We start from the raw sequence: 12687 nt of genomic DNA on the forward strand, positions 1-12687 counted from the left end.
TGCACCCTATAAATATCTGCTTAATAACTGTATACTATTCTCAATAAGCACCAGATTTTTTCAGAGGGTCTATCACCTCAAACCTTTTCCCTATCTTGGTTTCAACTTGCTTGTCGCCCCCTCAAGTCAAATACTATATATACTGCCGCCCGGTTCTAAACCTTACCTAAAAGAACAAATTCAAAATCTCATTATATTTGCTCATTTAAATATCATGATTATTAGCAAGGAAATACTTCAAGATAATAATAAATTTTATGAAAGCAAAAGTAATTTAAAGGAAATATATATTTCACAAAGAAGAGATTGGGAACAATACAAAGAACGTTGTAAAGTATTAGATGGAAATAGGGATTATAGCGATAGCAATATTTTCATTGATCTGAAAAAACCATTGGGACTAAAGGAAACTGAAAAAATATTTAAATCTTATGATATGTTGGCAGAACTTGAGAATTTACAATAAACAATAAATAGCGATAAATCATATTTTCTTCATCTCTCAGTCAGCGATCGCTTCCAACAGTCTCTTAATGCGATCGCCCATCCTTTCCTTTCTCAATAAGCGATTGCCTTTGGCACTGCGCTCCGCGCAATCGCTATCCTAAAATTAAATCAATAACCACTGTCAAAGAGAAAGCAAAAAGAAATGGCGTGTTGTGCTGGAAGCTGCTCCTGAAACGGGAGACTGGTCTGTTTGGTGTCCAGAATTGCCAGGTTGCGTTTCCGCAGGAGAAATTAAAGAAGAAGCTTTAAAAAATATTCGTGAAATTTTTTTGCAGATAAGACAGACGATAATTGTTCTTAGCCATCAACCTAGCCTCACGCCTTGTCCAACATTTTTGTAAAGGTACATCAGCCAATCTTTGCAACACTATGAACACACTATTATCCCCTGTCAACTTAGCAATTGTTTGAGCAATTACCTTACAACAACTCCAAGGATGACGCACCACCTGAATTTCTGCAAATCTAACTACACCCCAATTACGTTCCAAGAAAAAACGGTTACGAATCCTATCATCATTAACATCAATACAATGATGAGGTTTACCCGTATTTCCAATATAAGGTTCATCAATTTCAATATCTAAAGCTAACCCAGATGAGTGATTATAAAAAATAAAGTCAGTCGAGTAACGGAGAGGATAACCTGGAATTTCAAACTCAACCGCTTGACAAATTAGATTACCAGGAAAAGCCGCCAGTAGATGCCGAAAAAACTCTTTTTCACTTACTCCTTGTTTGGCTGTACTCTTATCATCTGGTAATGCAATGCAGCCTTGAAAAGAAGCTTTGAGATACTTCTGTTCTGAATTACCATTTCTTAACCGCCTTACTAGAGGTGGATAAAGAATCATTGGATAATAAGCACCAGACATAAATCCAATTTTTAAAATTACATAAGAAAAACCTTTTAAATCAATTAATCAAGTAATAATTAAAAATTATCCAATCTAATATCTTTCCATATTTCAGAAACCTGCCATCCTGTATTACCTACAGATAAAACAATAGGATTATCACGTATTGGAATATAGTTAGGTTCTTGATACTTTATATCGTGTTTCAGATGTTCCTCACCTGTTGTTTTTTCTGGATTACTGAAATCACCTTGTAGACTTTGCTCTTTTGTTTCCTCTGTTATTTGTGTTTCTTGAAGAAGCTTGTCAGATTTTTTGATGAGTTTCATATCTAGTATTAGGTTGAAATTTTGATATTTAGGAACTAATAAATATTTGACACCAAGTTAACTCAAAAAATTGAATTATCACTGTCATATCAATATGAGTATATGCGCTAACGCGCTCAAATTGATGGCGTTATGCAACCCAAACAATGCAACAACCAACAGTAATTGTAACCCAAAGTGTCACAACACAGAAACCTAAATTTACTGTCAGTCCTGAGCAAAATCATCAACATACACAAAAAACCATTGCAAATATATCCCTTGATAATGATTTCAATACTGATTTAGACACAGGTACATTAGCTATTTTAAATCAAATTGAAACTGAAAAAGAATACTATCAAACTTGTGGAAAGTGGTAATCATGACTATAACACTAGCTCAACAATCCTTAGCCGGACTATCCCAAAGTGCTGCTCATCTTTGGGAACAATTAACCAATTGTCAAACTTCTGAAGAAGAAGCTGATATCATCAATGCGATTTGGGAAACTCAAGAAGAACAATCAGAAGCAGTTGATATTCAAGCCGAATTGGCATTACAACTAGATGCAGAAATAACAGCTATTAAGCAACGACTAGAACATCTGAAAGCCGTACATCAATCAGCACTTTTAAGACTAGAACGGTGGCGACAGAAATTAGATGAAACAATTTTAGAACAAAATGCCACAGGGATTGTACCTGAAAAAATGATTGGTAATTCATTGCGGATTACAATTAAAGAAAATCCACCCAGTTGTGATGTACTTGTAGATGCAGAAAAATTGCCAGCAAAATATCGTAGAGAAAAAACAGTTTATTCAGCAGATAAGAAAGCGATTATTGCTGCTTGGAAGAAAGGAATACCTGTTGATGGTACTCAAGTTGAACGTAAGCGTCGGGTTGTTTATGCTTTGACAGCAACAGCAATTCAAGACTTCAAAGATTAACTGTAAGTAATCAGCTATCAGTAATCAGTAAATGTCCACGCCACGCTAATAGCTATTCTCTAGAGAGAGACTGAATTAATAATAAGGATGCTCCCGTTTTAGTAAGTATTCAGCCGTCACCCATTAGCCGTGTACATGAAAGAGTGAAACCCAAGGAATGAAAAGAAACAGATGCAATCACATTCCTGAAATCAACACTTCTGAATCTTTGTTACTGCTACTATTGGCTGATTACTAATTACTGATAGCTGAATACTTACTCTTTTTGTCCAATTATTAATGAGAGCAGTTTATCAATGGACAATTGATAATTCATGTTTTTCTTGTTTCTTGCTGATAGCTGACTGCTGATAACTAATAGCTGATAGCTGATAGCTGACGGCTGACGGCTGATAGCTGAATGCTTACAATTTACTTTTAATTGAGTAAACCAGACCGCAATGCTAGAACAGCAGCTTGAGTGCGATCGCTGACACAAAGTTTGTTCAAAATACCCCGCACATATACTTTTACACTTCCCAAACTAATATACAGTTGATCAGCAATCTCTTGATTGCTAAAACCTTGAACAATTAACTCCAATACTTGCATTTCCCTATCTGTCAGTGGGTTGGCTTCTAGAATACTTGCTTGTTCCGGTTCAATAGCAGAAATAATCCCTTTGGAAGTAATATTTTGTTTTGTATTCACTGAGCGACGAATATTTTTGAGAATGATCCGCGCAATTACAGGGTCAATCCAAGAATACCCTTCATAAGTCATGTACAGTGCTTCCAACAGTAACTCAAACTTAATGGTTTTGATACAGTAAGAATCTGCCCCAGCTGCAAACGCGGCTAAAACCATTTCCTCTTTAGCAAAAGAAGTCAACATAATGATTTTTGTTTCTTGTGCTGATGGCATAGACTGTCGAAACTGTTGTACCAGTCTTATCCCATCCATATCTGGTAAACCAATATCAACAATGGCAATATCTGGCTGAGTATCTTGAAGCAGTTGTAGCCCAGCAGCAGCATTTTCAGCATCTCCCACAACTTGAATATTGTTTTGCTCATTTAAACAACTACTGATACCGACTCTGGTCAAATTATGGTCTTCGATAATCGCTGCTCTAATTTTTTCCATGACCTACCTCAATAACTGGCTAAATGTACTGTTTCTAATGTCGGAAAAGATTGACTAAAAATGGATCAGCCTATCGGTTAAAAATTTTTCGCCTCTTAGCCAAAATTTATCTATAGAGGTATAAAAATCAAATAGTTTTCTCAAAAAATCTATCTATAGAGGTATGAAAATCATAAGTATTCAGTTGTCAGCTATCAACTATCAGTTTTATAGGCTAAACTATAAACAATAAGAATAAATGTATAAAGTTTTAATTTCTTTAACTAGGTTTTGCTGTGTTGCTGTGTGTGTAGCGTGCCGTCAGGCATAAAAGTTTTGTCGTGGAGGCAAGGAAAAACTTTGTAACTTACGCTTCTTGGGAATAGCAAGTCAAAAGTAAAGAAGGTTTCAGGCAACTTTTTTGAATCCTATTTGAATACTAGAATATACAGTTTTACAATACAATCTAGCTGCACAACAGCTTATAAATTGATTACTGATTACTGATTACTGATAGCTAAATGCTTACTAAAAAACAAATAACTGTCTCAAGAAATCTATCTAGAGAGGTATGCCAAATTTAAAGTTTTGGTAAAATACTTGATTTAAGTATTAAGATTTGTTCAAGCCAAAGACATAGCAAACCAAATTTAAATAAATCTACTGATACCTGTATGACATCTTTATTTTGGAATCCAAGCTCAACAGAAAGTATCCTTTGGGTAGATGACTCAGCCAAAAACTTTTGCTCGCTCAAATCTATACTCAAGCAACAAGGATACAGGTTAACACTAGCAAACAATGATACAGAAGCCTTGACTAAGATTGCAGAATCTCCACCTGATTTAGTAATTTTAAATACCTTCATATCCAATATCAATAGCGGTAAAATCACTCAACAAATTAAGCAGAATTGTGATTTACCTTTCATACCCGTTTTGCTGATTACAAATTGTGACAAGCCTAGTTTGATTCGCGGTTTACAAGTTGGTGCTGAAGAATTTCTGACTCAACCTGTAGAACAAAAAGAATTGTTAGCAAGAGTCCGTTCGCTCCTACGGTTAAAACATAGTATCAATCAAAGATATCAACTTGCTCGACAGCGATGTGAAGATTTTATGATCAAGTTGACTCACGATTTACGCACTCCTTTGACCTCAACAATTCAACTTTTGCAAATGATTCAAAAAGGAAATTTTGGTCATAATTTCTCAGAAATACGGAAACATCTGCAATTACTAACTGAAAGTAATCAAACGCTACTGTCAATGGTAGAAAATGTGCTGGAGGTTTATCAGTATGAATCTGGATGTAAGGACTTAGAATTTTTTATCGTTGACTTGTGGGAATTAGCTCAAAAGGTAGTTCAGGAACTCAAACCTTTAGCTGTTGTCAAAAACGTAGCTCTGAATGCTAAATTAAACAACACACAACCATCTGCGGTGAGAGTGCGGGGCGATAGAATAGAACTTTACAGACTGCTAACTAACTTAGTGGGTAATGCTATTCGTTTTACAGATCAGGGTTCAGTAGAAGTTTACCTTAGTTCCCAGGATCAACGGGTAATAATTGCTGTCGAAGATACAGGAATTGGTATTAGTAAAACAGAACAATTATGCTTATTTGAATGCTTTCGACAAGGCAAACATCAACGTCAAGGGAATGGTCTAGGATTATGTTTGTGCCGTCAGATTGTAGAAGCCCATCAAGGAAGTATTTCTGTGTCATCAACTTTAGGTAAAGGTAGCATTTTTACTGTTTCTTTACCTGCGTTATAACAGAGGGCAAGAGGCTGTCTTGCAATAGACAAGAGTAAAACCCTTGTTATTCTTAGATTTTAAGGACTAATCATTGTCCTAATCTGAATGGCTACAGCTATAACACCTGTAGGGTAGTGTTAACTTTTGTTCAAGTTTTAGGTTTTTGTTACGTTAGCGTCAGTCCGTATTCTTGTTCGACAAGATTTAACAATTTTGACTGCAAAGGTGAAAGGTACGGTTTTGGTTGTTTCCCTAATCCTGAACAAAGCCAATCAACGGCACTATCTCGGTTTTCAATTTGATGCAGTCGTCGCAGTCTCAAGCATAGTTGTTGCATGAACTGGCATTCTTCATCCAACAGTTCTAAGGATTTGAGATGTTCTATTTTTACTGTGTACTCAGTATCCCAAGTCTCAATAGTGCAACTATAGTCTCCAACATGGGTAATAACACCCCAACAACCACTTTTGCCTTTGAGTTCTGGGTTGTCTTTGGGCAGTAGAATACATACTTCCCCAACATGGTAGGGATTTGGTACTTTGGTTCTTTCTCGGATTTTGTCCACAATATCTTGAACTTGACGACCAGAAGGAATTTTACCACCTGCTTGCTCTACTGCCTGTTGCCAAGCCAAACGTTGTTCTTCTGGTTCTAAGGAAACCAAAGGTCTAACCTGGCGTTCGCTTGTTGGTAAGATTTGAGAACCATTGGTTCTCTTTCCCTCTGGGATTTCAATTTGGGAACCATTGGTTCTCTTTTCCTCTGGGATTTCAATTTGGGAACCATTGGTTCTTGTTTGGTCTTGGGTTTTAATTTGGGAATTATTAGTTCCCATTAAATTTTCAACTACCAATGAACCAGCTATCAAGTAGTTCACATGACGATTAGTAAAGCCAAATCGGGAACGACAGTAATTTTCAAAGGTTGAGTGAGTGGAACGGTACAAACGTCTGTCTCGTATTTCTTTCAATGCTTTAGCAGCTGCGTAAAAAGCTTTTTCAACTTGTCTCTCTAAAAATATGCGATCGCGCCATTCGTCTGTACTAAGTTCAGTTAGTTCGGAGCTAACAGCTATATCTGCATGGCTAGTTGCAGAATCGTTCTGATTGGGTAGCAATTTTTCATCAGTAGAGATGTTTGATATCTCACTCATAATTTCTACCCCCCTAGCTCCCAAAAAAATTTGCTATTAATTGATACATCATCAACTGTAAATTTATGATTTATATTCAATGATAAACTGATAGTTTATATTTGAGGGTAGTGGAATGGCTGAAAAATGGATGAAAGTTAGAAGAACGATAGATATAGAAATACCCGGTTTGGGAAAGAGAATTAGACAAGCCAGAGAAGCGGATAGACGCTCTTTAGCTGAAATATGTCGTCAAATTCCTATGACAACTATGAATTGGTACAAAATAGAATCGGAAGAAACCAAAGCTTTGCCAATTGAAACTTTACAGCGCATTGAAGAGGTGCTGAATGTTGATTTTGGTATTAAATTTTATGAATAACTCAGAATAAATGCTTATGCTTGACAATTAATAAATTTGTCAAAACTAATATTTCTACGATTAAATTTAAAATTTTAGCTTGATTTTTAACTGATCAGAGTATATGTTACGGCACTTTTCATGTATTTAGATCACATTCCAAATAAATCTTTTTTCTTCCTTTGTACCTACTCTGCGAATGGCCGCTCACTCTTCTATATTCTTTGTCTCTACCCTATGTTTATATCACGCTACGCAAACGCCTAACGGCGATTGTGCGAAACTTTTATAATCGCTGTAACCCAACAGAAGTAGTAATACTATGAAAGGAAATTAACAGTTAGTAGTTTTATGGACAAATATCCTCAAGCTACTTTTCCCGGTGTTACCCGGAATGGGCAAACTGCAATACCCTCTATCCCTAAGCTAAAAGCCGCAGGGACTACTTTTCTAGCAATATTCAAACTAGCATTAACATCGGCATGAATCAGCCCACCATCTTGAGATTTGTACCAAGCGCGTTGTATTCGCTTGCCACTAAAGTTGTAGGTTTCTCCTTTTTTGTACACAGGAATGGGGTCTAAGTCCAAAAATGAAGCCGCAGAAGTGTAAGATTCTTCATGAATAAAAACGGTAATTCCTACTAATTCAGCTTTGTATTTTAATTGCTCTATAAATCGAGCATGAGGAATACTAACGAAGTTCTGATTTGTGGTTTTACCGAGATTTATTTCTTGCTTCCATTGTTCATTTTTGCCAATAACTAGCGTTCCAATTCCGGCTTTAACTAAATAATTAATAATCCATCTGCTGGCATGATGTAAGTAATTGGCGATTTGATTATTCCGTTTACAAGTTAGTGTATTTATCCGATGAGATGTGTGAGCATTTCCCTCCAGTTGAGATTGAAGTTTAGCTTTAACTTTATTGTAATGACGATTGATTGATTTTAAAGGTTTTCCGTTGATAAGTACAGGTTTAAATCCTGGCTTATTGGCAGCTAAGGCGGCTAAATTATCTAATCCAATATCAATACCTGCCACACTGTTAGGGTCTAATTGCTGTGGTTTAGCCTCCATTTCATAAACTACTTCAATGACATATTGCCCACATCTGGGGACAATTCTTACTTGTTTAATATTGCTTGCTGATGTGGGAAATTGTATATTTGTTTGCGATAGTTTAATGATTCCTGTTCTCAAAGCAGGTTTAGAAATTGTACCTAATTCATAAATCAGAATATTTCGTCCTTGAGTTTTATCCTTGTATTTGGGTAATTTTGGTCTACCTAAAAACTTGGATGGGTCTTGATAATAAGCTTCTGTAGCATGGAGAAAAGATTTCCAATTCCGATGCAAAACTATCAAAACTTGATTGCTGACTTTACTGGGTAGTGCTTTGTAAGATTCATGCTGTTTTACTTGATGGTATATTTTTGTATTATCTAAATACCTGCCTTCAAAAATAAATGATTGCCTGACTAAGTAGTTAGCGTAATTGTAGAGATTTTTAGAACGCCAACACAACTCATCTATCTGTTGATAGAATTGATGAGCTTTTTTGATGATGTGACGTTCAACTAATTTCATGTATATTCCCTAAATGTCAGCATATTTTACCATGTATGAGTATATTTAGCTAAAAAATCAATGAATATTTACAACACACAAAAAAGTGAAATTTTCTAGTTGATTATCTGCTGAATTGAAATTGCAATAATACTTGAGTTCGATGTCAGAAAATCCGCTAAAAATCAGTTTTTCAAAGAGTTGTTACCAAGTTTTACCGCTAAATCCGCCACAAACTCAATACCTTCGCCAAAACGCTGAAACCCTATTGATATCGTCACGATTTTATTGGGTTTCAGACCTATATTTGGAAAATTGGCATAGGTATTGAAACTAGAACTTAATTAACGTTTATTTCGATAGGATAGGGCTGTAAAAAAGGACAGACTTTTGATGATAACTTGTAAGAAACCTTTGAAAGACTTGGTTTATTACTCTCTACAGGACTTCACTTCTCCACTTAATAAGATTGTCAGGGGGCAAAAATTTGACACGTATAATTACACTTTTTAATCAGTCTGGTGGTGTAGGTAAATCGAGTTTAGCCATGAATCTTGCCTACCATTTGCAGGAGCGTAAACATCGCGTACTCCTGATAGATATGGACCCTCAAGGGTCGCTTACAACTTTCATGGGGCTAGATCCAACAGCACTAGAGCAAACTGTTTATGACTCCATTTTGCATTCTGTCCCATTACCAATTCAAACTCAAGTTCATGGTATAGATTTAGCTCCTGCCAATATTAATTTGAGTGCTGCCGAATTAGAATTAGTGGTAGCAGATATGCGCGATATTCGACTCAAAGAAGCTTTAGAACCAATAGTTGATCAATATGATTTTATATTGATAGATTGTCCACCTAGTTTGGGATTGCTGAGTTACATCAGCTTGGTAGCAGCTACTCACGTTTTAGTTCCAATTCAAACTCAATACAAGGCATTTTGTGGAACTGAGTTATTGTTAAATACTGTTGCCAGAGTGCGATCGCGTCCCAATCGTAAACTAGCGATCGCTGGGTTTATTCCTACTATGTATGATGGTCGTAATATTCAGGATGCCCGAACTTTAGAAGCTATCCAACAACAATTAGCAGCAGTGGGTGTGGTTTACCCAGCTATTCCTCGTTCTACAGCTTTTGCTGACGCATCCGAAGATCATGTACCTTTGGCAGTCTATAATCCCAGACACCCTGCTGTGCCTATTCTCAAGAAAATTGCACAAGGTTTAGAAAAATTATGAATAGTAGGCGCGATCGCCCATATCAACAAATGAAACCCTTGGATATCCTGTTTGGGGAATCTCAATCTGTAGCTGAAATAGTTGCTATTGAATCAATTTGTCTCCCACCGCAGCAACCAAGGCGTTACTTCGACCCACAAGCAATGCAGGAATTAGTAGAGTCCGTGCGGCAACATGGGATTCTACAACCACTGCTGGTGCGTTCTCGTCCAGATAATAAACATGAACTGGTAGCCGGAGAAAGACGTTATCGAGCAGCAACAGAAGTTGGTCTGGCTGAAGTGCCAGTTGTAATTCGAGAACTCACCGATGAAGAAGCTATGCAGCTTTCTTTAATTGAGAACCTCTGCCGTGAGGATTTGAACCCAGTTGAGGAAACTGAGGGCATCTTGCAACTTTTAGCAATTCGTTTAGGGAGTGAAGTTGCCGATATTACTCCTTTGTTGTATAAAATGAAAAATGCAGCAGACAAGCAAGATGAGTCTAGGCATAACGTTATGCCTAACCCAGAAGCTCAGGTAGTAGAAGAAGTGTTTACCAGCTTGGGGTTAATGACTTGGGAATCCTTTGTCAAAAATCGTCTGCCATTATTAAACTTGTCGGAAGATGTGTTAACAGCACTGCGTGAAGGAAAAATTGCTTACACAAAAGCGAAAGTGATAGCTCGAATTAAAGACGAGACTGCACGCCAAGAATTACTAGCAGTAGCAATTGCTGAAAACTTGTCTCTATCTCAAATTCAGTCACGGATTAAAGCTATACAACCCCCTTCTGATCCTGATCAACGTAAAGAGCGGATAGAAGGAACAATGAAGCGAGTGAAACAGGCAAAGGTTTGGGAAGACCAGCAAAAATGGAGTCGTTTAGAAACACTCTTAGCACAAATAGAAGAATTGCTTGGTGAAGAATAATCTTGAACTTATCCCACTAATCCAAAAATGCCTATTTTTTCAATTTAGGTGTGTTGTCAAATCTTGATCAGGACTTACGCAAAATATCCCTCAAACCCTCATTCCTCCGCGTTCTACGTGCCTCTGTGGTTTGTTTATTCCATAGCTCGTGCGTAAGTCCTATTGATTTTTCGTTTTTGATGTGCAAAAAAATAAAGATTTTTACCGCAAATCAGATTAGTGGGATAGATTCTTGTAACTTAAAAGCCGATAGCAATAAAAACATAACCGGCATCACTATAACTACCAAGCTCTTAGTGTGAACTAAAACGACTCTTAGATCATACTTTTACAAGTTTTCCGGTAGGCGTAAAAGGGTAGCCACCAAGGGGTAGAGTCGAGGGGAATGCCCTAAAACGAGCGTGTTTTAAAACCTGAGATATAAGCGACTCGTGCAGTTTGGCGAGTTTACCTGGTTATGTCAAATTTGCTGAATACCGTTCAATGTAGAAAACTAATTTAAATTTCATCATCATGAGTACATGGTTTGATACAGCACGACTGGGGATGTTTATTCATTGGGGTCATAGTTCCCAACAGGGACGTGAGTTATCTTGGCCTATGGTTGGAGGTGTATTCAGTCTTCCTTTCTGCAAAGATATTCCGGTTGAAAAATATTACCGTACAGTCAATACTTTCAATCCTCAAGATTACAATCCTCAAGAATGGGCATATTTAGCAAAAAATTTAGGAGTAGAGTATGCCATATTAACTACCAAGCATCATGATGGTTTTGCTCTATTCCATAGCCAAGAATCAGATTTTTCCATTGCATCTACACCTTATAAAAAAGATATTGTCCGTGAATATATTGAAGCTATGCGCTCTGTAGGATTGCGTATTGGGCTTTATTTTTCGCTTTCAGACTGGCATCACCCTGATTATCCGGCTTTTACGGAAGCTGATAAACCTTATCGGTTTGAGCAACTGCCTCAACCCACACAGCAACAGTGGGAGCGATATATTCAGTTTATGTTTAATCAAATCCGAGAATTATTGACCAACTATGGTCAAATTGACATCTTATGGTTTGATGGGAGTTGGGAAAGAACCCCAGAGCAATGGCAGGCTCAAGAATTGGCAAAAATGATTCGTGATTTACAACCCCATATTCTCATTAATGACCGCTTACCCAATTGTGGAGACTTTGCAACTCCTGAGCAATTTATTCCCCCCCAAGCTCCGGCTCATCTGTGGGAAACCTGTTTGACTATTAACGAGAGTTGGGGATATAACCCAGATGATCATCACTTCAAATCCTCTCGGCAACTGATTCATACATTGTGCGAAGTGGCAGCTAAAGGCGGTAAACTTTTACTTAATATTAGTCCAATGGGCAATGGACAAATTCCACCTGAGCAGTTAGAGCGTCTAAAAGATATAGCTGAATGGATGTCTCAACATTCTGAAAGTATACTCGATACAACACCTGGACTAGAACCTTGGCAATTTTATGGTCCTTCTACCTGTAAGGGCGAGCGTATTTATCTACACCTATTAATGAAACCTTACGAGACAATATCGGTTAGAGGTGTGCCAATAAAACGAGTGAAATCAGTATCTATTCTTGCTGACGGTACACCACTTACCTATACAAGTCGCTGTGCAATTATGGATTCTCTTTTTAATTTCGACCCACTGGGTGAATTAACAATTTGTGTACCTGAATCAGTCATCAATTCTTTCGCTACAGTGATTGTTATTGATATCAACTCCTCTTTAACCTAAAAGGTAGTCCAGTAGTCCACCACTCCACGGGTGTCTCAAGGATGCAGAATTTCTTTAAGTCTGCGCTCTTTCCTGGGCAATGAAAAGGTATTGTCAATAGACCTGTCCGAAAATTAAAAAGGCAGTCTGTGTATGGCTTTGAGGATGTTCTCATTTCAGCCAGACTTGACGTAATCATCAGGGCTAGAGATAGTTACTGTTAGTATAGCCCGGAAAAAAT

General features: G+C 37.3%; 14 protein-coding genes. 9 read left to right on the top strand and 5 right to left on the bottom strand.

The features are described from left to right. Positions 1-466 (top strand): hypothetical protein (locus FFR48_RS29535; protein ID WP_236104116.1); only part of this gene is annotated, 466 nt, incomplete at its 5' end. 148 nt (positions 467-614) lie between these two features. Next, positions 615-848 (top strand): type II toxin-antitoxin system HicB family antitoxin, encoded by a 234-nt coding sequence (locus FFR48_RS19055; RefSeq protein ID WP_137668470.1) that lies wholly within the window; start codon positions 615-617, stop codon positions 846-848. Here the strand turns inward: FFR48_RS19055 and FFR48_RS19060 are convergent. Then, entirely contained in the window at positions 753-1382 is a 630-nt protein-coding gene (locus FFR48_RS19060; RefSeq protein WP_137668459.1) for a hypothetical protein, read from the bottom strand. The two genes, FFR48_RS19055 and FFR48_RS19060, sit on opposite strands and share 96 nt — an antisense overlap. A gap of 59 nt (positions 1383-1441) precedes the next feature. Further along, positions 1442-1693 carry a hypothetical protein gene (locus FFR48_RS19065; protein WP_137668460.1) on the bottom strand — a complete coding sequence of 84 codons (252 nt, stop codon included), beginning with the start codon at positions 1691-1693 and terminating at the stop codon, positions 1442-1444. A gap of 146 nt (positions 1694-1839) precedes the next feature. Here FFR48_RS19065 and FFR48_RS19070 point away from each other — a divergent pair, with 146 nt between their 5' ends. Both FFR48_RS19070 and FFR48_RS19075 read left to right on the top strand, forming a co-directional pair. After that, the gene (locus FFR48_RS19070) at positions 1840-2055 is read left to right on the top strand and encodes a hypothetical protein (RefSeq protein WP_137668461.1); all 216 of its coding nucleotides are present in this window, start codon (positions 1840-1842) and stop codon (positions 2053-2055) included. 2 nt (positions 2056-2057) lie between these two features. Continuing rightward, positions 2058-2624, top strand: a complete 567-nt coding sequence (locus tag FFR48_RS19075) for a siphovirus Gp157 family protein (RefSeq protein WP_137668462.1) — start codon at positions 2058-2060, stop codon at positions 2622-2624. Positions 2625-3041: 417 nt separating this feature from the next. Here FFR48_RS19075 and FFR48_RS19080 read toward each other — a convergent pair whose 3' ends face one another. Next, positions 3042-3749 (bottom strand): response regulator, encoded by a 708-nt coding sequence (locus tag FFR48_RS19080; RefSeq protein WP_137668463.1) that lies wholly within the window; start codon positions 3747-3749, stop codon positions 3042-3044. Between the two features lie 653 nt (positions 3750-4402). Here FFR48_RS19080 and FFR48_RS19085 point away from each other — a divergent pair. Beyond that, positions 4403-5506 carry a hybrid sensor histidine kinase/response regulator gene (locus tag FFR48_RS19085; RefSeq protein ID WP_137668464.1) on the top strand — a complete coding sequence of 368 codons (1104 nt, stop codon included), beginning with the start codon at positions 4403-4405 and terminating at the stop codon, positions 5504-5506. 148 nt (positions 5507-5654) lie between these two features. On the opposite strand, the gene FFR48_RS19090 is transcribed toward FFR48_RS19085, so the two are convergent. Beyond that, a complete protein-coding gene (locus tag FFR48_RS19090) occupies positions 5655-6641 on the bottom strand; it encodes a hypothetical protein (RefSeq protein WP_137668465.1) in 987 nt (328 codons plus the stop codon). 115 nt (positions 6642-6756) lie between these two features. Here FFR48_RS19090 and FFR48_RS19095 point away from each other — a divergent pair, with 115 nt between their 5' ends. Next, the gene (locus FFR48_RS19095; protein WP_307722533.1) at positions 6757-7002 is read left to right on the top strand and encodes a helix-turn-helix domain-containing protein; all 246 of its coding nucleotides are present in this window, start codon (positions 6757-6759) and stop codon (positions 7000-7002) included. 344 nt (positions 7003-7346) lie between these two features. Here the strand turns inward: FFR48_RS19095 and FFR48_RS19100 are convergent, their stop codons facing one another. Further along, entirely contained in the window at positions 7347-8570 is a 1224-nt protein-coding gene (locus tag FFR48_RS19100; RefSeq protein ID WP_137668466.1) for an RNA-guided endonuclease InsQ/TnpB family protein, read from the bottom strand. Between the two features lie 466 nt (positions 8571-9036). Between FFR48_RS19100 and FFR48_RS19105 the strand changes: the two genes are divergently transcribed. The 3 genes from FFR48_RS19105 to FFR48_RS19115 all read left to right on the top strand — a co-directional run bounded on the left by FFR48_RS19105 (position 9037) and on the right by FFR48_RS19115 (position 12467). Then, positions 9037-9789 (top strand): ParA family protein, encoded by a 753-nt coding sequence (locus FFR48_RS19105; RefSeq protein WP_137668467.1) that lies wholly within the window; start codon positions 9037-9039, stop codon positions 9787-9789. Further along, a complete protein-coding gene (locus FFR48_RS19110; protein WP_137668468.1) occupies positions 9786-10700 on the top strand; it encodes a ParB/RepB/Spo0J family partition protein in 915 nt (304 codons plus the stop codon). Before FFR48_RS19105 ends, FFR48_RS19110 begins: the two co-directional genes overlap by 4 nt. A gap of 513 nt (positions 10701-11213) precedes the next feature. Continuing rightward, positions 11214-12467 carry an alpha-L-fucosidase gene (locus FFR48_RS19115; protein WP_137668469.1) on the top strand — a complete coding sequence of 418 codons (1254 nt, stop codon included), beginning with the start codon at positions 11214-11216 and terminating at the stop codon, positions 12465-12467. Positions 12468-12687: the final 220 nt, after the last annotated feature.

This window comes from Sphaerospermopsis reniformis (assembly GCF_005402885.1).
In the GTDB taxonomy this organism is placed as follows: domain Bacteria; phylum Cyanobacteriota; class Cyanobacteriia; order Cyanobacteriales; family Nostocaceae; genus Sphaerospermopsis; species Sphaerospermopsis kisseleviana.

Bases quoted from the DNA above. Each gene is read 5' to 3' on its own strand.
- FFR48_RS19085 (WP_137668464.1), top strand. From the start codon at position 4,403: ATGACATCTTTATTTTGGAATCCAAGCTCAACAGAAAGTATCCTTTGG.
- FFR48_RS19070 (WP_137668461.1), top strand. From the start codon at position 1,840: ATGCAACAACCAACAGTAATTGTAACCCAAAGTGTCACAACACAGAAA.
- FFR48_RS19115 (WP_137668469.1), top strand. From the start codon at position 11,214: ATGAGTACATGGTTTGATACAGCACGACTGGGGATGTTTATTCATTGG.
- FFR48_RS19110 (WP_137668468.1), top strand. From the start codon at position 9,786: ATGAATAGTAGGCGCGATCGCCCATATCAACAAATGAAACCCTTGGAT.
- FFR48_RS19060 (WP_137668459.1), bottom strand. From the start codon at position 1,382: ATGTCTGGTGCTTATTATCCAATGATTCTTTATCCACCTCTAGTAAGG.
- FFR48_RS19095 (WP_307722533.1), top strand. From the start codon at position 6,757: ATGGCTGAAAAATGGATGAAAGTTAGAAGAACGATAGATATAGAAATA.
- FFR48_RS19075 (WP_137668462.1), top strand. From the start codon at position 2,058: ATGACTATAACACTAGCTCAACAATCCTTAGCCGGACTATCCCAAAGT.
- FFR48_RS19080 (WP_137668463.1), bottom strand. From the start codon at position 3,749: ATGGAAAAAATTAGAGCAGCGATTATCGAAGACCATAATTTGACCAGA.
- FFR48_RS19100 (WP_137668466.1), bottom strand. From the start codon at position 8,570: ATGAAATTAGTTGAACGTCACATCATCAAAAAAGCTCATCAATTCTAT.
- FFR48_RS19065 (WP_137668460.1), bottom strand. From the start codon at position 1,693: ATGAAACTCATCAAAAAATCTGACAAGCTTCTTCAAGAAACACAAATA.
- FFR48_RS19090 (WP_137668465.1), bottom strand. From the start codon at position 6,641: ATGAGTGAGATATCAAACATCTCTACTGATGAAAAATTGCTACCCAAT.